The organism is Gottfriedia sp. S16(2024) (genome assembly GCF_050473765.1).
Classification (GTDB): Bacteria; Bacillota; Bacilli; order Bacillales; family Bacillaceae_G; genus Gottfriedia.
The window spans coordinates 2,117,135-2,139,720 of the sequence record NZ_JBFLUO010000001.1; the positions used below are offsets into that span (position 1 = coordinate 2,117,135).

A 22,586-nucleotide genomic window follows, 5' to 3' on the forward strand; every position below is an offset into this window, starting at 1 on the left:
TTTCTTTGGTTTAATGACGAAAGTTGAAAATTAACATAGTTTCTGGGTAGGTCTTTAGAAATAAATAAAAAAAATAAATTAGTCTTTAAGATAGGATTTCATTTTCGAATCCTATCTTTTATTTAGTAATAATGTATTGGGTTTGGATTGAAATTTACTAGTACTAGGTATAAATCATTAATTGTTTTTTCCTTAAAAGGATATTAAAATTTAGTAAAGAATAATTAGTTAAATATGGTTATAGAGATAGAGGAGGGTGCATATGATTGAGGGGGAAATCATAAAGTTTTATCGTGAAAAAATGGGATTAACTCAAGCGATGCTTGGAGAAGGTATATGTACAACTACTCATGTTAGTAAAATAGAAAGAGGAAAGACGGCGTACTCACCTGATATTATCGCTTTATTTTCAGATCGTTTAGGAATCAATATTAATCATGAAGTCCAATCGTTTTATAATTTAGAGAAAAAATTACATCTTTGGCACGACGCATTAGTCATGAAAAAAGAAACTCAAATTGTAGAAATTAAAGCAGAACTTGAACAAATGCCCTTTATTGATTATTCACAATATGCAGCCCATTATAATTTACTAAGAGCAAGATATTATTTTCATTATCAAAATTTAGATATGGTTAAGCAAATACTTACATATGTGAAAAAAGAATTTGATGATTTATCACCTTTCGAGAAAAATTTATTCTATCATCTTCAAGGTATGTACTATATATCGAACTATACTAGCCTAAGTAATGAAGACCATCAAAAGGCAATAAAAGTATTAAAGATGATTAATATTGATGAGTATCGAAATGAAGAATACTATCACCATTTAGCAATTGCCTATCATTTCGGAAGCTCAAAAATCTTAGCGTATAAATATGCCGAAATGGCACTTAAGTTTTTTCAAAGAACGAATAATTATTTATTCGCAATTAGTTCTGAATCACTTATGTTATTGCAGTACGGTAGTGAATTAGAAATGAATTTTAGTGAAGTTGTAGAACGCTATAAAGATTTAATTCATAACTGTGAAGTATTAGGCGATCGAGAACGCAAGGCTATTTTATTGAATAATCTTGGAGTGAAATACTTTAAGCGAGAAGAATATGAAAATGCATTGTATTATTTTGAGGAAAGTATTAATGAAACCGAAAATAAAAAATCAATAAATTACTTAAGAAGATTATGCAATTATTTAGAGACATGTACTGAAGGGACACTATTAGAAAAAGAGATACTTCTTAGTGTGATGAAAAGAGCACTAGCATTAGCAAAAATGTTAAAAAGCCCAGTACATATTACATTGATTAAACTATTTAAGCTTAAGGCTGAGGGAGCCCGTGAAAAATTTTATCAATATCTATCGGATGAGGCACTCCCATTCTTTTATTCTACTAATAATAAATTTTATATCGAACAGTTTGGTAAGAAATTATATAAATACTATATAGAGATTAAAGAGTTTCAAAAAGCCGCAGAGTTGTATGAGTCAATTGAACATACATTTGTGAGCATGTAAAAAAGAAATATATAGACAACGTTAAGTAACGTGTCTATGTATTTTTTTTTTTTGCTAGAAAAAGTGCATTTATTATTTAGTGAATTTAAAATATCTAAAATTGGTTTATTCCGAAGGGGAATTATGTTGTTATTTGTCGATTTTATTAAGGTGAATTGGATAAACATTGATAAAACAGGGTTTCTTATAACCCAATTGCGTAAAAATGGAAAATTCCCAATAATATAATTAATAGAAAAAAACGACAAACGTCATTCTATTTTGTTAATTACTAGAAGAAGTTGTCAAAAAAATTAATTCTAGTAATTAACGTTAAAGGCAAACTAAGAAGAAAAATGAACTGGAGGAAGAAAAATGGGGGAAAAGAGAGAAAGAAGTAAAGTTCTAAAAAGTTTTACTGTTTTAGCTTTAACATCTAGTTTTATTTTAGGTTCTCTTGGACAAGTAACAAATGTATCAAATGCAGCAAGTCCGAGTAAAGCAGAAGATATTTTGGCAAGTTTAAGTTCAGAGCAAAGAGCAGCTCTAAAGCAGCTTTCAACTAGTGAAGAAACTGGGCTTCAAATTTCTTCTGATATTAACTTGGAATCATCGGAAGAAACAAAAGTTATTGTAGAGTTTGCCAATAAACCAGTTAAGGTCGCTCAAATAGAAGCGAGCGTTGAAGGTAAAACATTAACAAAAACTGATGCACAAAAATTAATTGATCAAGACCATGCTACTTTTACAAATGATATAGGACAAGTTTTAACAAATACAAAAAGTAAAAAGGTAGATTATAAAATTAATCGTTCATTTAAACATGCATTCAATGGTGTTTCAATCACACTACCAGCAAACCAAATTAAGAATCTACTAAAATCAAAAGCAGTAAAGACAGTTTGGAGTAATGAGAAATTCTCAATTGATCCGCCTGCAAAAAATCAAGAAAACAAACAATTAAAAGCAGACGAGTTTAATGTAGCAAACTATTCTCCATATGATCAGCTAGATCGTCTACATGCAGAAGGCTATACAGGTAAAGGAATTAAAATTGGTATTTTAGATACAGGTATGGATTATAACCATCCAGATTTAAAAGACGCATATAAAGGCGGATATGATTTTGTCGATAATGATAATGATCCGATGGAAACAACATATGAGGATTGGAAGAAATCAGGACAACCAGAAGTAAACGGTTCTACTTATTATACTGAACATGGTACACATGTTGCAGGAATTATCGGTGGGCGTGGAGTAGCTGATAGTGAGTATTCATCTGTTGGTGCTGCACCAGAAGCAGATCTTTATGCTTATCGTGTATTAGGTCCATATGGTGGCGGAACAAGTGAAGGAATTATTGCAGGAATTGATAAAGCAGTAAAAGATGGCATGGATGTTATTAACATGTCACTTGGAGCATCGTTGAATGATCCACTTTACGCTACTTCTATCGCTGTAAACAACGCAGTTTTAAGTGGGGTAACGACAGTTGTGGCAGCTGGTAATGATGGAGACAAAATGTATACATTAGGTTCGCCAGGATCAGCTGCATTAGCTTTAACAGTTGGTGCTTCATCTGTTGCAATTGATATTTATCAATATGCCGGTGTACTCAATGGTAAGAATTACAATCTAAGACAATTAACGAAAAACTACAAAGATGATTTATCAGCATTAAAAGAGAAATCGATTCAGCTAGTCGATGTAGGACTTGGAGATCAAGCTGGTTATAAAAATAAAGATGTAAAAGGGAAATTTGTATTCATGAACCGAGGAGTTTATACATTAGACTCTAAAGTTGCATATGCCAAAGCTCAAGGTGCTGTGGGGGTTATCATGGCTAACGATGAAGCAAACAAGGCAGAAGGAGCAATTCAGACATTCCTTGGTGAATCAATGAATGCGATCCCTTCATTCTCAGTTTCATTTGAAGAGGGTTCAGTAATTTCTGCAGCATTAAAAGATGGAAAATCAGATTTCACATTTGGTGATTTCAAAAAAATCCAAACAGCATCTGATGAATTAGCAGGGTTTAGTTCAAGAGGTCCTTCGCGAATCAATTATGATATCAAACCGGAAGTCACAGCACCTGGAGTATCAATACTAGCAACTGTTCCATTTTATGTAAATGATAAAAACGTTGACGGCTCAAAACCTGAAGATTATAAATATGCGTATGCACGACTATCAGGTACTTCAATGGCCACTCCTTATGTAGCTGGTGTATCAGCATTATTACTTCAATCAAATAAGGATCTTGAGCCAGCTGATGTAAAATCTATTTTAATGAATACAGCTGATCCATTAGCAAAGGATTATAGTGTATTTGAGATAGGAAGCGGTCGAGTTGATGCATATGAAGCAATCCATTCTAATGTAGAAATTCAAGTAGTAGACCAAACACCGACAATCATTAATGGAAAACAAAAAACAATCAAAGAATTAACCGGTGGATTTAGTTTTGGTTCAATTGGATTTGATAACAAAGATATTACAGAATCTCGCAATGTTACATTGAAAAATAGAAGTGAAAAAGCGAAAACATTTAGTGTAAAAGCTAAATTCCAAACGGGCACAAGAGGATCTTTAGATGCGGCTAAAAATAATGTAACATTAACTGGACCTACTTCAGTAAAGTTAAATGGAATTAGTTCTAAATCAATCAATTTTAGCTTAAACATTCCAAAAACAGCTGAAAAAGGCACATATGAGGGGTATATTGTATTTACAAATAATGTAGATCCTACTGAAGAATACCAAATTCCATTTGGTGGACGTGTTGTTAATGAAGGAATCGATTTCTTTAAAGCTGACCCATTGTTTTCAACTGATACTAGCTGGCCAGCAAACTCATTTCCATTTCTTGGGTTTGAATTCTCATTAAAATCTCACATGAAGACATTGGATATTCTTTTATCCGATCCAAAGACAGGTGAAGATCTTGGTTTAGTTGGTTCATTTACACCAATTACTTTAAATGATAATCAGTCTTATTTTATTGGAAGAGGATTTAATTCGATTTACTATCCATTTACAGGAGATTCCAAAAATCCAATTAGCAATGAACCGAGCTTTGCGCAACCAGGTCATTATCAATTAAAGATGGTTGGAACAAATGAAAATGGAAAAACGTTCACAAAAGTTTCTGATTTCATTTACGATTTAGCCCCTCCAACTATGACGTCAAGTTTTGACTCTTTAGACCAAAAGGTAATTGAATATAACGATGAACAGTTTGATTCAAATGGAGAATTTTTATACGACTTTAATATTAATCTAAATGACCCTGAAACAGATCAAGCAAATAAATTAGGTTTAGATGTAGATCAATCAAGTAACTCAGTTGTTTCGTTTTATAATAGTCCATTTCCTGCAAATCCAATTAAAACAGATAAAAATGGAAACTATAGTGACCAAATTGTAGTGAGGAAACAATCTGCGCCATTGGAAGTTTCGTTTTATGGTATTGATGCAGCGAAAAACTTTACTGCTAACGCAACTAATAAGTTAAGCGTCGCATTTGTGGATCAAAATTTACCGTACTACTATTTAAAAGCAGATAAAAACCTTCTTAAGACTGGTGAAGCTGTAAATTACACTGTTCGTTCGAACAATGTGAAAAATTTAAAGACAACTAAAATTACAATGAGAAATTATAATTATGCTTCAATTGAGAATGTAGTTGTAAATGATGCAGTTAAAAAGTATGGTCAAGCAGAGGTTAGTGTAAATACCACACCAACGAGTCATACATTTACATTTACATATTTTGGAGATAAAGCATTACCAGAAGATTTACCATTATTTAATTTTGATCTTAAAACAGATAACAAATATCTTAATGAAAGTCCTTACTGGTTTGATATGAATGCATCAACAATTGATCAAGCAAATGTTGAGACAAAAGATATCTACACTTATATGGAAAGATATAAATTAAAGCCAACTGTTTCTAGAATAAGAGGTGTATTACAAGTTGAAGGTGGCTTAGATCCAGTCACAGGTGAACCGAATTATGCAATTGATCTAAGTAAAGCCAATGCAAAAGTAACAGTTACTTCGTACGATGGAAAAACAGTTACTCAAGCACCAATTACAGACAAATATGGTTCATATGATGTTGATGGAATAAAAGCTGATAAAAATGCCTATACATTAACTGTGGATGTACCTGGGCACTTTACGATGAACCAACAAGTTGTTTTATCTTATGAAGTTCGTGGTGAAACTGTAGGTAAATTCTATAAATATAGTTTAGCAACTGCTGCAGCTGGAGACGTTAACAAAGATAATGTAATCGATGTACTAGATGCATTAGCTGTACAAACTTACTGGGGGACAAATAAAGCTTCAGCAGACTTTAATTTTGATAAAGTAGTAGATAAAAAGGATATGGACTTTGTTGTTCAAAACTTTGGATTACAAAATCCTACTGTTGATCAAGCTCCAAAACCAAAAACTACCTATAAGGGTGCAACTTTAGATAGTATTTTAAAAGATTTAGGTTTAGACAAATAATAAAAGATTTAAATTAGGGAAGCCAGTTAATTTGGCTTCCCTTTTAAGTTTGTAGAAGGATGTGGTGAAGTGCAAATATAATTGGCAAAACCGCAATTAAAAAAGTTAAATCTGCAATTAATTAGGGGGACGTGCAAATAAATATACGAAAACTGCAAATAAAGTTGGAAAATCCTCAATTGAAAAAGTCAAATCTGCAAATAAAATCGGTGGAACTGCAAATAAAGCTATTCATTTCAAATAAATTGAGTGAAAAAGCATAGTTCAGTAAAATGATAAATTGAAAATGACCATAAACAGAAGCAAAGTTCAAAGAAACAATCGAAAAACACAAACTCAGAAGTCAAAATACCCTCTCGTAGACTGCCCAAAAAAGTGCACTTTCTTCGTTGCTCATTACCTTTTAAAGGTAACTACCCCTTCACTCTGTAGTTGCTTTTCATAAAAAAGGTGTTAATTATTGACCATTTCAAATGAAAAATAGACCTAATAAATGATGAATTAAAATATTCTAAAATAGTTTTATCTTGTTCAATTAGTAAGAAAAAGCTATCAATTCGGGGTTTATTTAGAAATATTAAAGTTTAATTAAAAATAGTAAGCGTTTTCAAATAGCAGACTCTTTCTTTTTAAATGATAGAAAAATTGGGTTATTTCGATTGTTTTTCACGGGAGAATTTAGAAGAATCCTGTCGAAAGTAGAGAGGGGAAATTTAAAACTTTGATAAATTAGGCGAGGGATAACCCAATTGACCGAAAATTGGAATAAATTGATAATAAATGTAGAAAGTAAATTTGATGTAAAGAGTTAAATATGAAGATAAAAAGTAGCTTACTATTTTATAAATCATAGATCTTTATTGAATTTTACTTTAGATAAATAAAGCCAGGAGGAAGAAGAATGGGGAAAAGAGTAAAGAAAAGTAAGTTTGTATCAGGCTTTACCGTATTAGCTCTATCATCTAGTGTTGTTGTTGCACCGATTGCACATGTAACAAATGTTTCAAAGGCAGCAGGGAATACGAAGACAGAAACAATACTTGCAAATTTAACTTCCCAGCAACGAGCTGCTTTAAAACAAATTACAACGAATGAAGCGACAGGGCTTCAAATTTCATCAGACATTGACCAAACGACTCCAAAACAAACTTCAGTCATTGTTGAGTTTGCAAATAAACCGGCGAAAGTGGCTCAAATTGAGGCGCAAGTAGATGGCAAATCATTAACCGAGGCACAAGCGGGGAAATTAGTTGATCAAGATCATTCTACTTTTAGTGCAGAAGTGGGACAAGTTCTTAAAGATGAAAATAATAAAAAGGTAGATTTTAAAATTAAGCATTCATATAAATCTGCATTTAACGGTGTTTCAATGAGTCTACCAGCAAACCAAATTAAGAATCTATTAAAATCAAAAGCAGTTAAAACTGTATGGAGTAATGAGAAGTTCTCAATTGACCCTCCAAAAGAATCGGATAAGAATAGCGAGTTAAAAGCAGACGAGTCTAAAGTAGCAAACTATACGCCATATGATGGCTTGGATAAGCTACATGCTGAAGGCTATACAGGAAAGGGTATTAAAGTTGGTATCCTTGATACAGGTATCGATTACAACCATCCAGATTTAAAAGGCGCTTTCAAAGGTGGATATGATTTTGTAGATAATGATAATGATCCAATGGAGACTACATATGCTGACTGGGTTAAAGCTGGTAAACCAGGATCTGCAAATGGAGCTGACTATTATACTGAGCATGGTACACACGTAGCTGGTATTATTGGTGGACGTGGTGCATCAGATAGTGAATACAAGCAGGTTGGTGCAGCACCAGAATCCGATATTTATTCTTACCGTGTACTTGGACCTGGTGGAGTTGGAACAAGTGAAGCAATCATCGCCGGTCTTGATAAAGCAGTAAAAGATGGTATGGATGTTATTAATATGTCATTAGGTGCATCGATAAATGATCCACTTTATGCAACTTCGATCGCGGTTAACAATGCTGTATTAAGTGGCGTAACGACTGTCGTAGCTGCAGGGAATGACGGAGACCAAATGGACACATTAGGTTCACCGGGAGCGGCTGCATTAGCATTAACTGTTGGAGCTTCATCAGTTGCAATTGATCTTTATCAATTTAACGGAACACAGGATGGAAACAAGTACAACTTTAGACAATTAGCTCAAAATTATTCAGATGATGTAACGACATTAAAAGGCAAAACTTATCAACTTGTTGACGTAGGTTTAGCAAATCCATCTAATTTCACGGGAAAAGATTTAAAAGGAAAGATTGCTTACATTCAACGTGGAACAATTGCATTGATTGATAAAATCAAAAATGCAAAAGCAGCAGGTGCTGTAGGTGTATTAATGGCAAATAACATTGATAACCAAAGTGAAGGTGCAATCCAAGCATACTTAGGTGAGTCGATAGACGCGATTCCTTCATTCTCAGTTTCATATGAAGAGGGATTAAAAATTACCGAAGCAGTTAAAGCTGGAAAAAATGAAGTTACTTTCGGTGACTATTCTAAGCTACAAACAGCTTCAGATGAATTAGCGACGTTTAGTTCCAGAGGACCATCACGTGTAAACTATGATATTAAGCCAGAAGTGACTGCTCCAGGTGTTTCGATTCTTTCATCTGTACCATTTTATGTAAATAACAAAACAGGTGATGGTTCAAAACCTGAGGATTATAAGTATGCATATGAGCGTATGTCTGGAACATCTATGGCAACACCATATGTAGCTGGTGTATCCGCGTTATTACTACAATCAAATAAAGATTTACAACCAGAAGATATTAAATCCATCCTAATGAATACAGCTGATCCATTATCAAAAGCGTATAGCGTATTTGAAGTAGGTAGTGGACGTGTAGATGCATATGAAGCAATTCATTCAAATGTAGAATTAGAAGTGGTTGATAAAACACCAACGATTGTAAACGGCAAAGAAAAATTAATTAATGAGTTAACCGGTGGGATGAGCTTTGGTTCATTTGGATTTGATGGTAATGATATTGCTGATTCTCGTAACGTTACATTAAAGAATCGAAGTGAAAAAGCAAAAACATTTAGTGTTGACGTGAAATATCAAACTGGATTAAGAGGATCGAAGGATGCAGCTTCAAATAAGGTTACACTTTCAGGCCCTACATCAGTTAAGTTAAATGGTATTAGTTCGAAATCAATTAAGTTTAATTTAAACATTCCAAAAACTGCTGAAAAAGGAACATATGAAGGTTATGTTACATTCACGAATACTCAGGATCCAACTGAACAATATCAAATTCCGTTTGGTGTTCGTGTAGTTGAAGAGGGTATCCAATCATTTAATTTAGTCAACCCACTTTATTCAAATAAAATTACGAATCCAACTTATGCGTACCCATTTATTGATGGAAGTGTTTCTATAAAAACACATATGAAATCATTAGATGTGATCGTTCAGGACCCTACAACTGGTCAAGACTTAGGTATTATTGGTTCATTTAATACATCAGTATTGAAAGAAGATGTCGTTTACAATATCGGTCGCCTTGTCGGTGGATATTACTTCCCATTCACTGGAGATGCGAAAAACCCGATTAGTAGTAAATATGAATTAATTAAACCAGGTCACTACAAATTAAGACTTGTTGGTGTGAGTGAAAGTGGAAAAACATTTGCTGAAGCTAGAGACTTTATGCTGGAATATGCTGTTCCTAATATGACTTCAAGCTTTGACAAGTTAGATCAAAAGGTTATCGAGTATAGTGATAGTCAACTAGATAAAAATGGACAAATGTTATATGACTTCAATATCAATGTAAATGACCCAGAAATCGATGAAGCGAAAAAATACGGTATTAAAGCGGATCAATCAGATAACACAATTGTTTACACGTATAATTCCTTCTTCCCATCATTGCCTATAAACGTAGATAAAAATGGTGATTATACTGATCAAATTTTAGTTGATAGTAAATATTCAGTATTGCCTTTAACATTCTATGGTATGGATGCAGCGTTAAATCCAACTGCTCAAATTAGAATTGCTTTTGTAAAAAATACAACTCCGTATTATTACTTAAAAGCGAATAAGCAAAATATTGTACCTGGTGATACAGTAAATTACGCTGTTAAAGCAAATAATATTAGTAACTTAAAAACTACTAAATTAACGCTTCAATTGAATAATAATCAAGGAAGCATTGACAATATTCTAGTAAATGATGAAGTTAAAAAATATGGTGACGCACAAGTGACAGTAAAAACATCACCTACTACTTGGGACTATATTACACAATATGACTTTACTTTTACTTACTCAGGTTCAGCTAAGTTACCAGAGGACACTCAATTATTTAATTTCGATATTAAAACATTAGATAAATCATTTACAACAGGTTCAGCGATTAACTTCTCAGGTAATGGTGCGTCTACAATTGATACATCAAATGTTGAAACGAAAAATGTTTACACTTATATCGATGGTTATAATGTAAAACCAACAGTTTCAAAACTTACAGGTACACTTCAAGTAGAAGGAGCAAAAAACCCTGCAACAGGTGAAACAAACTATGCGATCGATCAAAGTAAAGTAGGTGCGAAAATTACATTAACATCTTATGATGGTAAAACTGTTTTACAAACACCAATCACATCAAAACAAGGTGATTATGCATTCGATGGTGTGAAATTAGACAGTAAACCTTACACATTATCTGTTGATGTACCAGGACACTTTACAATGAATCAAAAAATGAATAATTTATTTGATAATATCCGAGGTGATTTAATTGGTAGGCAATTACGCTACTTATTAGATGTTGCACCTGCTGGTGATGCAAATAAAGACAATGTAATCGATGTATTAGATGCATTAGCTGTACAAACTTACTGGGGCACAAACAAAGCATCTGCTGACTTCAACTTTGATAAAGTAGTTGATGCGAAAGATATGGATTATGTAGTTAATAATTTTGGATTACAAAATTCAACTGTTTCAAATCCTCCTAAAGCAAAAAGTTCATATAAAGGTGCTACATTAGATAGTATCTTAGCAGATTTAGGCTTAAACAAATAATAAAAGCAGCCTTCTCCCGATTGTTTTTTGGGAGAAGGCTTTTTATTTTTAAATTACTTTTTTCAATCGTTTTCTTCCCCCTAAACCCTGCATTTTAAACACAATGGTAAATTTATACATAAAGAAATTCATTTCAGGTTAACTTAAAGGAATAAAGGATTTGTAGGGAGACTCTTTATGAATAAAAAGTTTATTTATTCAACGCATATTTATATCTTGATGATTATGTCAACCGGATTTATGTTACATGTGTTTATCGTACCTAGTGTTTTGACATCAACTCATCGAGATTCTTGGATTACGGTTATTGCTAGCATTCTCCCTTTCATGATCTGGGCTGCTTTAGTTTTTTATTTGTATAAAAAGCTTAATAATGAAGATATTTTATCTCTAATATTTAAAGTTCTATACAAGCCAATAGCTTACATATTATTAGCTATTTTTGTAGTTTACTTTTTATTATCAGCCTTTGTTACTTTTCGATTTACACTAGTTTGGGCAAATACAAATTATACACAAGATATACCTAATATTGCCGTAGTACTATTAATTTCGCTAGTTTGCTTTTATGCTGTATTTAAAGGTATACGTTCAATTAGTACGATTGCATTTTTAGTTTTACCTCCAGTTGCTTTTTTTGGTTTTTTAGTTGGAATAGGGAATGGAAAGAACAAAAATTATGGATTATTATTTCCTATTTTTGAAAATGGATATCATGACATTTTTCATGGCTTTATTTATACATGCTCAGGTTTTTTTGAAATGATATTCATTTTATTTTTAAACTCCTTTTTAAAAGACAAAATAAAAGTAAAATGGTTAATGATCGTTAGTTTTATATTGTTAATATTAATTTTAGGGCCACTGACGGGAGCGATTACGGAATTTGGACCTATTGAAGCAGAAAAAATGAGAAATCCTGTTTATGAACAATGGAAACTTCTAACGATAGGAGTGAATATAACGAGGTTGGATTTTTTATCTATTTTTCAGTGGTTGTCAGGTGCATTTATTCGGATTAGTTTAAACTTATATATTGCAAATTACATCATCAATTATAGCGGAAGAAAAAAATGGATTTTACCAGTATTGTCACTTATTTTATTAGTAGCGGTAATGATTCCATGGAATGCAACATCATTTATTAACTTTTTGCAATACTATTATTTTCCAATAAATTTAATCTTCTTATTATGCATGATGCTTATATTTTTAGTTATTTCAAAATTAAAAGGTGATTCAGCATGACAAAAGATTCGACTACTTTAGAAAACCTCAATTTACTAGAATTTATGGAGTCTTTTAATCACTCGTCGGATATTGATTTCAGAACTAAATTATATAAAGAAGGGGCAAAATCTTATTATGTAATTATAATGTTTTGTCCAAATTTGATTGACATTCAATTTAGTAATCAAATTATTAATGACATTTTTAATGTTGTCCAAAAAGAAGAAAAATTCAATTTTGAGTTAATAAGTAATATAGTTGAGACTAAAAGGTTGAAAGAAGTATCTAATATTAAAAAAGAAGTCGAAGAAAATTTGTTTTCTGGGGATTTAGTAATATTTAGTTCTTATTTAAATGATGTTTTCTTTATTCAAGTAGCGAATCCTCCAAAACGGAACCCGGAGGAATCAAATTTAGAAACTTCAATTCGTGGGCCAAGAGATGGGTTTGTTGAAAATATTTCGGATAATATGGCTTTAATCCGACAAAGACTTAAGACTTCAACACTTAAAAGTGTTGAATATACAATTGGTGAACGAAGTCGTACAAAAGTTTTACTAGTCTATATGGAAGATATCATTAATCCTTCAATTCTTTCAGAGGTTAAACAACGTCTAAGTTCTATTAAAAAAGATGTAATCGTTAGTAGCTATGAAGTTGAAGAGGAATTATATGACCTACCATACTCGATTTTTCCACTTTTAGATAACATAGGTCGACCAGATTTCGTTGCACAATCATTAAATCAAGGTAGGTTTGCAGTTATTGTTGATGGCAATCCAAGTTGTTTAATAGGTCCAACCACCTTAAGTCAACTTGTTTATTCACCAGAAGATATACATGCAAGTTTATATTATATTAACATAGTAAGGTATCTTAGAATTTCTGCGATTATAACGACCATTTTCCTACCGGGATTATATATTGCAATGGTTACTTATCATATAGATCAATTACCATACCCATTTCTTGCAACGATTGCTATGTCTAGAAACGGTTTGCCATTTTCAGCTCCATTAGAAGCCTGCTTAATGTTAGTTTTTTTTGAATTATTTAAAGAAGCGGGAATTCGTTTACCGAAAGCAGTAGGACAAACTGTAGCTGTTTTAGGGGGGTTATTTATTGGTGATGCTGCGATCCGTGCAGGACTAACTTCGCCTTCTATGCTTGTTATAGTAGCTTTAACTGTTATTTCAGGTTATACATTAGTTAATCAAAATATTGCAGGAAATATTGTAATCCTACGATTTTTTATTTTATTTTTATCGTCTATTTTAGGTTTAATTGGCTTTTTTACTGGAATGTTTCTTTTAGCGACATTGATAGTTTCTTTAGAAAGCTTTGGACAGCCTTATATTACAATACTGTCTGTCCCAAGTATATCTGACTTTTTAAACGTAGTTATAAAAGTGCCTCAAAAGTTTAAACAGAAAAGAAATGAATCACTCCATCCAGTTGATAAAGACCGTCGCAGGAAGTGGAAAAAAAGATGAAAAAATTACTGATTTTTATGTTAATAGTTTTTCATTTATTCATTTTAACAGGATGTTGGGGAGATCGAACGATTATCGATCAAACATTAGTTACAAGTATGGGTATTGACTTTAAGGACGATCAGTACATTGTTACGATTCAAGCACTCAATTTTTCAAATATTGCTAAGCAAGAAAGTGCGGCATTACAAATACCTGCACCTCCATTAATCGGCCAAGCTACAGGTAAATCTATACAGGAAGCACTTACTAAAATCGATGTAAAATCACCAATTCCTTTATATTATGGTCATGTTAACAGTGTCGTCTTAAGTAAATCGGTTATTGAAAAAAAAATGAAAGAAGTTAATTCTTTCATCAGTGGAAGACCACTATTAAGATACACATTGTGGATTTATGGGACTGAACGAGATATAAAAGATATATTAATGAGTCAAAGCTTTTTTAATTTACCTTTTTTATATACTGTAGTGACTAGTCCAGCTGAAAGGAGTAGAGGAAGTTTTATTGTTTTAAGCATGCAATTTAATCAGTTTATTTCGAGATACACTCAACCTGTTGGAACATTATTGATACCTATATTAGATATGGAAGAAAAATATTTTACAGAAAAAGAAGCAGATAAGGTAGCTTATATAAAAGGTGCCTACATTTTATCGAAACAAAAATTTAAAGGACAAGTAACATTAAAAGATATAAAATCACTGAATTATATGCACCAGAAAAATTATAGTTTACCACTTATGCTTGAAAAAGATGATGTAAATTTGGAAGTTAGAAGTTCTAATAGTTCAGTTAAAGTTATAAAAGGTGGTAAGAAGCCAAAGTATATTATTAATGTAAAAACTAATGTAGCCATTGTACAGAATGAGAATGGTTTAAGTAGGAAGAAAATAGCTTCTGATATAGGAAAAAAAATGAAAAGTGATATTTTAAAAACGATAAAAAAAGGAGAAGAGCTTCATGTAGATCTCCTCAATATTTCAGAAAAGCCTTATCGATTTAATCGAAAAGAATGGGATATAAAAACGCTGAATGCACTTGATGTTAATTCGATAAAAGACATAAAAGTGAAAGTGCATATTATAGGTAGTAAAACGTATAAAAGATGAAAAGTGATAGTAAAAGAGAAAGAGCATAAAAAGAAGTTTATTTTTTATTAAAGAGACTTTTTTTATGCTCATTTTTACTAAAAATGAATTATGATAGAAATGGACTGAATAAAAGGAGAAAAGTTATGACTGAAGGAGTAAAAGATAATTGGTTTCCAGGGCGATGGTTAGGTGGGATCTCCTTAATTTTAGGTCCAATTTTTATGCTTACAGGTGTCATTTTAAGAAGTAGATTTCATTTCCTCTTCCCAGATCAGCTTGAAGCATATAAGACTTACCCAACTTTACTATTTTTATCTTATAGTTTTTTTATTGCGGGGAATGTCTTATTGTGGCCAGCAGTTATATCACTTTGTAAATTAATCAGTATAAAGAAGCCAAATTGGGCATTATGGGGTGGAAGTTTTGCGATATTTGGTCTTTTTGCTCGTACTTTTCATGCAGGAGTCGATCATCTAGCTTTTCAGTTGGTTCGAATTCTAGGTGTGGAGACCGCAACAAAAGTTATGGCGCAATCTTATGGAGCGTTTCATATATTCCATAGCCTATCCCCATTAATTATGTTTGGTTGGATTATTTTAGCCATCGGCTCATATCGAGCTAGAGTACTAGGGTTAATTCGCTCTATAATGTTAGGACTTATGAGTTCGCTGCCACTTGGTGTCTTAAAAGGTACAACCTCATTTTCAATTGTGGCTACATCGGCTCTTTGTATAGCACTTTTACCGATGGGTATAAGCGTATTAAAGGACGGACCAAGACCTAATTTAAAGAAAATACTTGGGTCAGTTTTATTAACGATTGTATTGTTAGTAGGTTTATTTGTAATCGGCGAGTTAGGTTAAAAGAATTAAAATAATCCCTATTTTTTTGGGAAGAGGTGAAGAAGTTGATTCTTGTAATTGGTGGAGCGCGTAGTGGAAAGAGTTCTTACGCAGAAAAAAGAATAAAAGAATTACAAACAAATTCAAATGATGTAGTCTATATTGCTACTGCCATACCATTTGACGGAGATATGAATGAAAGAATTAAAAGACATCAAGATGATCGTCGGATTGATTGGCATACTGTTGAGCGATATAAACAATTTAATCAATTAAAAATGGAAGAAGAATTTATACAATCCAAGTTTGTCATTTTAGATTGCATAACAGTTATGATTACAAATTTAATGTTTGATTCTTATACTGATGTTGATTTTGAGACGATGAATAATGAACAAATAAATAAACTAGAAGTAGATATAGAACATGAAGTGAACGAGTTGATAGACGTATGTGATCAGCATGGTAAAACATTGATAATTGTATCGAATGAGGTAGGTTATGGACTTGTTCCATCTTATCGACTAGGAAGGATTTTTAGAGATATTGCTGGGCGTATAAATCAAAAAATTGCTTTAAGAGCAGAAGAAGTTATACTCGTTACAGCTGGTTTACCATTAAGAATAAAGTAGGAGTACCGATATGAATCGATTTAAAATGATCCTCAGTTTTTTTTCAACCATCCCGGTTAAAAACTACGAGTTTATTGAAGCCGAACTAGGAAAAGGAATTAGAGTGGTTCCATTAGTAGGTGTGTTATTTGGTTTAATACTTGTTAGTTTGAATAGTGGAATTTCATTTGTTTTGGACAAAGAAACTAATGCATTTCTTATTCTACTAGTCTATTTATTCTTAACGGGTGGATTACATTTTGATGGAGTAGCTGACACATCAGATGGAATTTTTAGTCATCGTTCAAAAGAAAGAATACTAGAAATTATGAAAGATAGTCGGATTGGTGCATTTGGGGTAATTTCCTTAATTGTTTTATTTTTAGGAGATTGGTTATTTTTATCAAAGAGTACAACATTTGCTATTTTTTTATTTCCGATTATTGGAAGATGCATTGCCCTATTTACATGCAGAATAAGTACATATGCTAGAAATGAAGGATTTGGAAGTCAATTTATAATTGAAGCTAAAAAATCTAATTCATTATTTGTTCTAATTGTATATGTGTTACTCATTTGTGTAAGCAGTATTTTAATGAATGAAATAGCAATTATTCTTGCGGTATGTGTTACGTTTATTTTTATTACGGTCATTACGAAAAGAATCAATCAAAAACTAGATGGTATTACAGGAGATGTAATTGGATTTACGATTGAAGTTTCCCAATTATGCTTTTTAATTTTTGCTGTGATAGGTGAGAGATTGGTATGAGAATATTTTTAATTAGACATACAGAAAGCATTGGAAATAGACAAAAGGTTTATGCAGGAATGACTGATTTTGATTTAACAGAAAAAGGCTTAAGTCAAATACGTGGTGTGATTACCAAGTTTACAAAAATGATTGAGCCTACTTCACACTATTTTTTGTATTCTAGTCCACTTCGTAGATGTACTTTATTAAGTGATGCGATTGGAGAATTAATAGGAGAATCAAAAATAGTTGATCGTAGGTTACAGGAGACAAATTTTGGGCTGTTTGAAGGGAAAACATATACTGATCTTTTAAATGAAGTGCCTGAAGTTATAGAAAAGTGGAATGAAGATTTGATTCATTTTCAAATTCCAAATGGGGAAAGCTTAAAGCAGTGTGCAGAAAGAGTTAATACATTTTGTCATGACATTAGATTGAAAAACGAAGATGTAATAGTAGTATCACATGGGGGAATTATGAAGCTACTACTCCTAAATTTACTTAATTTAGATTTAAGTCATTTCTGGAAATTTTATACGAGCAACGGATGTATTATTGAAATTGAGTATAACGATGGTTTTGGATTTTTGAAAAATATCAATCAACTAAATAAAGAGGATGGGGAAACTTGAACACGAAAAAAATTGTTTTACTTTCATTATTTATTGCATTAAGTGCAGTACTGTCTAATATAAAAATATTCTATTCTATTGCATTTGATTCATTGCCGGCTTTTCTGGCAGCTATGTTGATTTCTCCAATTGCAGGAGGAATTGTAGGGGCACTAGGTCATCTTCTTACAGCAATTACTTCAGGTTTTCCATTTACAGTACCAGTGCATCTATTTATTGCTGTTCAAATGCTTGTGATTGTTTGGATTTTTGGCGTATTATTTAAAAAAATGAATCAATACATAGCCATGATAGTGGCAATTATTTTAAATGGTCCAGTGGCAACTTTATTAAGTGGTCTATTAATTGCTTATTTGAATCACTCCTTTACAGTTAAGACTGTTAGTAGTTTTTTTATCTTAATGGTTGTACCATTGACATTGGCTTCAGCGGCAAATATTGTTTTAGCATTTATACTTCAAAAGGTGATGAGACGTGCAAATTTCAAATTATAGGGACTTAACTTTAATGCATATAGATAAGGATCGTTATTTTACAATTGCTTGTGATAGCTGCGGTGGAATTGGGATGAGTGAGCTTGATTTAATAAAGGTTGATGAAGAAATTGTAGGATATTTAACGGCGAAATTATGTTTAGTTGAAACATTGGCATTTCGCGCTAAGCCAACTGTATTAATTAATACTTTATGTGTAGAAATGAACGGTAGAGGGAAGAGAATAATAAACGGGATTGAAAAAGCGATTAAAGAATATAATGAAGCTAATTTTTATGAAGACAACTTAGAAATAAATATTACTGGAAGTACAGAAGAAAATATCCCAACAAAACAAACAGGTTTAGGAATTACTTTAATGGGAGAAATTTATAATCCGTATAATAGGAAAGAAATCATTTCAGGGGATCTTGTAATATTAATTGGTTATCCAAAAGTAGGAAATGAAGTATTAGAGGATTTAAATGAAAATAAAAACGAGATCATTAATTTTAACTCATTAAAGCAATTAACAAAAAGCGAAGATGTCTCAGATCTATTACCAATCGGTTCAAAAGGAGTTCAATATGAATTGAATCAGTTGATGGAGACGAATCATATCGATATAAAATTATTGAATCAATCTAGTATTCCATTACATAAATCGGCAGGACCAGCGACATGTGCTTTAGCAATTATTAAAAAGGATGCGATTGACGGATTAAATAGGCAAATCTCGCAGCCAATCACTTTACTAGGTGAGATTTTTTAATAGTTTGAAATAAAATGATTGGAGATTTACAATGGCAGATGCTTTGAAAAATGTATATAACCACGATTTAATTTCAAAAATAGCAAACGAAATCCATATCGTTTATACAGATTTTAATAATGAAAATTTTATAGATAAAGTATTCAATGAAAGCTGGGAAGAAAAAACATTAAAGGAAAGAATGAGACATATTACGATTTGTTTAGGAGAGACACTTCCAAACAAATATGAAAAATCAATAGAGATTTTAAGTAGTATATTAGATAAATTTCCAAAGGGCCAATTAAGTAGTATTATTTTTCCTGATTTTGTTGAAGTGTATGGTCTAGTTCATTGGGAAAAATCAATAGAATCCCTAGAACTATTCACACAGCACTCAACATCAGAATTTGCTGTTAGACCGTTCATTGTACAAGACCAAGAACGAATGATGGCGCAAATGCTAAAATGGTCTACTCATCCAAATGAACATGTAAGAAGACTAGCAAGTGAAGGGTGCCGCCCAAAGTTACCTTGGGGAATGGTTCTAAAAAGTCTAAAAAAAGATCCAACTCCAATTCTTCCTATTCTAGAAAACTTAAAGGAAGACGAGTCATTGTATGTACGCAAAAGTGTAGCAAATAATTTAAACGATATTTCAAAAGATCACCCAACTTTAGTATTAAAGATTGCGAAAGAATGGTACGGTAAAAATCCCCATACCAATTGGATTATAAAGCACGCATGTAGAACGCTATTAAAAAAAGGTAATATAGAAGCTTTAACGATTTTTGGATTCGAAACGACAAAAGCAATTCATATAGACCAATTCCAATTACAATCAGACAAAATTGAAATTGGAGGAGACTTAAACTTTTCATTTGCGATTCATAGTAACGAACCGACTACCACCAAACTTAGAATCGAATTCGCAATTGATTACGTAAAGTCAAAAGGGAACCGTACAAGAAAAATCTTTAAAATATCCGAAAACACAATTGAAAATGACAAAACATTATCTTACAACAAAACACACTCATTCAAAAACTTATCAACAAGAAAACACTATCCAGGTCAGCATAGCATCACACTACTAATAAATGGAGTCGAAAGTGGAACTTATGACTTTACGGTAAAATAAAAAAGAGATTCCAATTTTTTTGGAATCTCTTTATATTTTCTAAAATCCAGCTTTCCAATCTTTTCTTCCACTTATCCCTGTCTCTTGTGCATCATCACATCTTCTGTTAAAGGAGTAAAGCCAAGTTTTTCTTGTAAAACACTTTTAGGAATTTGTGACTTAGTGATTGTAACTGCTGTAACTTTTCGATTGATGTTTTCATTATGGATGATCGACATTATATCATAAAAATAAGGTATAGCTGCTTCAGTATAAGCAACAGCTAAAATTTCTGAATACCCAGTATCTGGTCGTATTGTCATACCAAAATAGGCAATGACTTGATTTTCTAGTTTACATTCAACTGCATAGTCGAATTCAATTGATCCGTAGTATTCATTCATCATGACAATTTGCTCGTTTGTGAGAATTTGTTGCTTCATTTTTAAATCTTTCCAAACATTAAATTGAAATTGATCTTTTATTTCATACGAAAATCCAGGAATACTTTGGAGTGTTTTCATAAGTAGTGGATAATGCGCACCAACTAATTGAGAACGACTAGTAATGTTGAAGCCTTTCGATAAGAAATAGTCTATTTGTTTTGCCCACTGTCCTCTAAATCGCTGTGCAAGTAATTTCCCACCATATTCCTTACTAACAGCAAATTGATAAACTCTTTCAAACAATTCATCTCGTACAGTATCCTCATATTCAGGCAATACCCATGGATAACCTAATGAAACAAATTCTCCTTTACCAGAGAAACTCATATAACCAACAAGCTGATCTCCGTCAAAAGCAAAGCATCTAGATTTTTCATTAAATTCAGATTGGTGTTCAAATAATTTTGGAGATAAAGTTGGTTTCCAAGCATATGGTAGAGATTCTGTCATCTTATTCCAAAAATCATACTGCAAATCAAGATCTGTTGGACTCTCATAAAAACGATAATCGATAGTCATATCAGTATCCTTTCCTAAATCGTACTAATTTTAATAGTATCAAATTAATTTGGATTTGAATGTTCAAGAATAGTTAATTTTACTAAAAAACAACAGTAACATTTAATAGGGTCAATTAAATAAATATCACATTAATTAAAGTATGATTTTATAGTCAGTCTGTTGCCTATAAAAAGAGCATTGAGTAAAATCAATGCTTCAGACTGTCTGGTAAATTGACTAAATCAATAAAAAACGAGCCTTTTAAAGATTCTAATTAAAGTTCATTATTCATACGTAATTTATTAATAATTACATATTTATAGTCCTTAAGGTAACGATATGAAAATGACCTACATTAGGAGGAGTAATAATGAGAGCTGTTACATATCAAGGGCATTATAATGTAAAAACGATTAAAGTAGATGCTCCAAAAATTCAGCATAGAGATGATGTTATAATTAAAATTACTTCAACAGCAATTTGTGGTTCTGACCTACATCTATATCAAGGAAATTTTCCAATAAAAGAAGGCTATATTATTGGACATGAGCCAATGGGAATAGTCGAAGAAATTGGCCCAGGTGTTACTAATCTAAAAAAAGGGGATCGAGTCGTTATTCCTTTTACAGTTGCATGCGGAACATGTCCATATTGTAATCATGGAATGCAAAGCCAGTGTGATAATTCGAATCCACATTATGATTCAGGTGGTTATTTAGGCTATACAGCAAAGTTCGGAGATTATCCAGGTGGACAAGCAGAGTATTTAAGGGTACCATTTGGCAACTATACACCGTTTAAAATACCAGAAAGCTGTGAGTTGGGTGATGATCATCTACTTTTTATGTCAGATGTTTTACCAACTGCATATTGGAGTGTTGAAAATGCAGGGTTCAAAGAAGGAGATACAGTCATTGTATTAGGATGTGGTCCAATTGGATTAATGGCTCAGCAGTTTGCTTGGAAAAAAGGCGCGAAAAGAGTTATTGCAGTAGATTATATCGATTATCGATTAGAGCATTCAAAAAAGATGAATAAAACTGAAATCTATAATTTTTCGAAAGATCCAGATATGGGTGAAACCTTAAAGGAAATAACAAAAGGTGGAGCGGATGTTGTAATTGATTGTGTTGGTATGGATGGGAAGAAATCACCGCTAGAATTCATTGAACAGAAATTAAAATTACAGGGTGGAACACTAGGACCAATTCAAATTGCTACAAAAGCAGTTAAAAAATGTGGAACTGTTCAAATCACAGGTGTTTATGGTGGGAATTATAATGCCTTTCCTGTAGGCGCATTTTTTAGTAGAAATATTAATATAAAAATGGGTCAAGCTCCGGCAAGACAATATATGCCATTCCTTTATGACCAAATAGTAAGTGAAAAGATTGACCCAACAAAAATTATTACACATAAATTGTCATTAGATGAAGCAGATCATGCTTATCATATTTTTAATAATAAAGAAGATAATTGTATTAAAGTGGTTTTGAAACCATAAAAAAAATGAGTTCAATAATTTGAACTCATTTTAGAT

The 22,586-nt window shown here is 32.1% G+C and carries 15 protein-coding genes; 14 read left to right on the forward strand and 1 reads right to left on the reverse strand.

The features are described from left to right. The first annotated feature begins 262 nt into the window (after window positions 1-262). The 13 genes from AB1282_RS09890 to AB1282_RS09950 all read left to right on the forward strand — a co-directional run bounded on the left by AB1282_RS09890 (window position 263) and on the right by AB1282_RS09950 (window position 20,120). On the forward strand, window positions 263-1,522 hold the full coding sequence (locus AB1282_RS09890; protein WP_056471467.1) for a helix-turn-helix domain-containing protein: 1,260 nt from the start codon (window positions 263-265) through the stop codon (window positions 1,520-1,522). 354 nt (window positions 1,523-1,876) lie between these two features. Beyond that, the gene (locus tag AB1282_RS09895) at window positions 1,877-6,025 is read left to right on the forward strand and encodes a S8 family serine peptidase (protein ID WP_429899007.1); all 4,149 of its coding nucleotides are present in this window, start codon (window positions 1,877-1,879) and stop codon (window positions 6,023-6,025) included. Between the two features lie 901 nt (window positions 6,026-6,926). Beyond that, window positions 6,927-11,099: a S8 family serine peptidase gene (locus AB1282_RS09900; protein ID WP_429899008.1), complete on the forward strand. Its 4,173-nt coding sequence runs from the start codon at window positions 6,927-6,929 to the stop codon at window positions 11,097-11,099. A gap of 177 nt (window positions 11,100-11,276) precedes the next feature. Then, window positions 11,277-12,347: a GerAB/ArcD/ProY family transporter gene (locus AB1282_RS09905; RefSeq protein WP_429899009.1), complete on the forward strand. Its 1,071-nt coding sequence runs from the start codon at window positions 11,277-11,279 to the stop codon at window positions 12,345-12,347. Further along, complete coding sequence (locus AB1282_RS09910; protein ID WP_429899010.1) at window positions 12,344-13,822, forward strand: spore germination protein; 1,479 nt, start codon at window positions 12,344-12,346, stop codon at window positions 13,820-13,822. The genes AB1282_RS09905 and AB1282_RS09910 overlap by 4 nt, the downstream gene beginning before the upstream one ends. Further along, entirely contained in the window at window positions 13,819-14,934 is a 1,116-nt protein-coding gene (locus AB1282_RS09915) for a Ger(x)C family spore germination protein (RefSeq protein ID WP_056471452.1), read from the forward strand. Before AB1282_RS09910 ends, AB1282_RS09915 begins: the two co-directional genes overlap by 4 nt. 125 nt (window positions 14,935-15,059) lie before the next feature. Next, window positions 15,060-15,779 carry a hypothetical protein gene (locus tag AB1282_RS09920; RefSeq protein ID WP_429899011.1) on the forward strand — a complete coding sequence of 240 codons (720 nt, stop codon included), beginning with the start codon at window positions 15,060-15,062 and terminating at the stop codon, window positions 15,777-15,779. Window positions 15,780-15,823: 44 nt separating this feature from the next. Beyond that, window positions 15,824-16,390, forward strand: a complete 567-nt coding sequence (gene cobU / locus AB1282_RS09925) for a bifunctional adenosylcobinamide kinase/adenosylcobinamide-phosphate guanylyltransferase (RefSeq protein ID WP_216600076.1) — start codon at window positions 15,824-15,826, stop codon at window positions 16,388-16,390. Between the two features lie 10 nt (window positions 16,391-16,400). After that, window positions 16,401-17,141 (forward strand): adenosylcobinamide-GDP ribazoletransferase, encoded by a 741-nt coding sequence (gene cobS, locus AB1282_RS09930; protein ID WP_056471443.1) that lies wholly within the window; start codon window positions 16,401-16,403, stop codon window positions 17,139-17,141. Continuing rightward, window positions 17,138-17,755, forward strand: a complete 618-nt coding sequence (locus AB1282_RS09935; protein ID WP_056471441.1) for a histidine phosphatase family protein — start codon at window positions 17,138-17,140, stop codon at window positions 17,753-17,755. Before cobS ends, AB1282_RS09935 begins: the two co-directional genes overlap by 4 nt. Further along, a complete protein-coding gene (locus tag AB1282_RS09940; protein ID WP_056471438.1) occupies window positions 17,752-18,249 on the forward strand; it encodes an ECF transporter S component in 498 nt (165 codons plus the stop codon). Before AB1282_RS09935 ends, AB1282_RS09940 begins: the two co-directional genes overlap by 4 nt. Continuing rightward, window positions 18,230-19,000 carry a hypothetical protein gene (locus tag AB1282_RS09945; RefSeq protein ID WP_429899012.1) on the forward strand — a complete coding sequence of 257 codons (771 nt, stop codon included), beginning with the start codon at window positions 18,230-18,232 and terminating at the stop codon, window positions 18,998-19,000. The genes AB1282_RS09940 and AB1282_RS09945 overlap by 20 nt, the downstream gene beginning before the upstream one ends. A gap of 31 nt (window positions 19,001-19,031) precedes the next feature. Next, window positions 19,032-20,120 carry a DNA alkylation repair protein gene (locus AB1282_RS09950; protein ID WP_056471432.1) on the forward strand — a complete coding sequence of 363 codons (1,089 nt, stop codon included), beginning with the start codon at window positions 19,032-19,034 and terminating at the stop codon, window positions 20,118-20,120. Between the two features lie 71 nt (window positions 20,121-20,191). Here AB1282_RS09950 and AB1282_RS09955 read toward each other — a convergent pair whose 3' ends face one another. Continuing rightward, window positions 20,192-21,064, reverse strand: a complete 873-nt coding sequence (locus tag AB1282_RS09955; RefSeq protein WP_429899013.1) for a hypothetical protein — start codon at window positions 21,062-21,064, stop codon at window positions 20,192-20,194. Window positions 21,065-21,416: 352 nt separating this feature from the next. Here AB1282_RS09955 and AB1282_RS09960 point away from each other — a divergent pair, with 352 nt between their 5' ends. Next, window positions 21,417-22,550 carry a zinc-dependent alcohol dehydrogenase gene (locus tag AB1282_RS09960; protein WP_429899014.1) on the forward strand — a complete coding sequence of 378 codons (1,134 nt, stop codon included), beginning with the start codon at window positions 21,417-21,419 and terminating at the stop codon, window positions 22,548-22,550. Window positions 22,551-22,586: the final 36 nt, after the last annotated feature.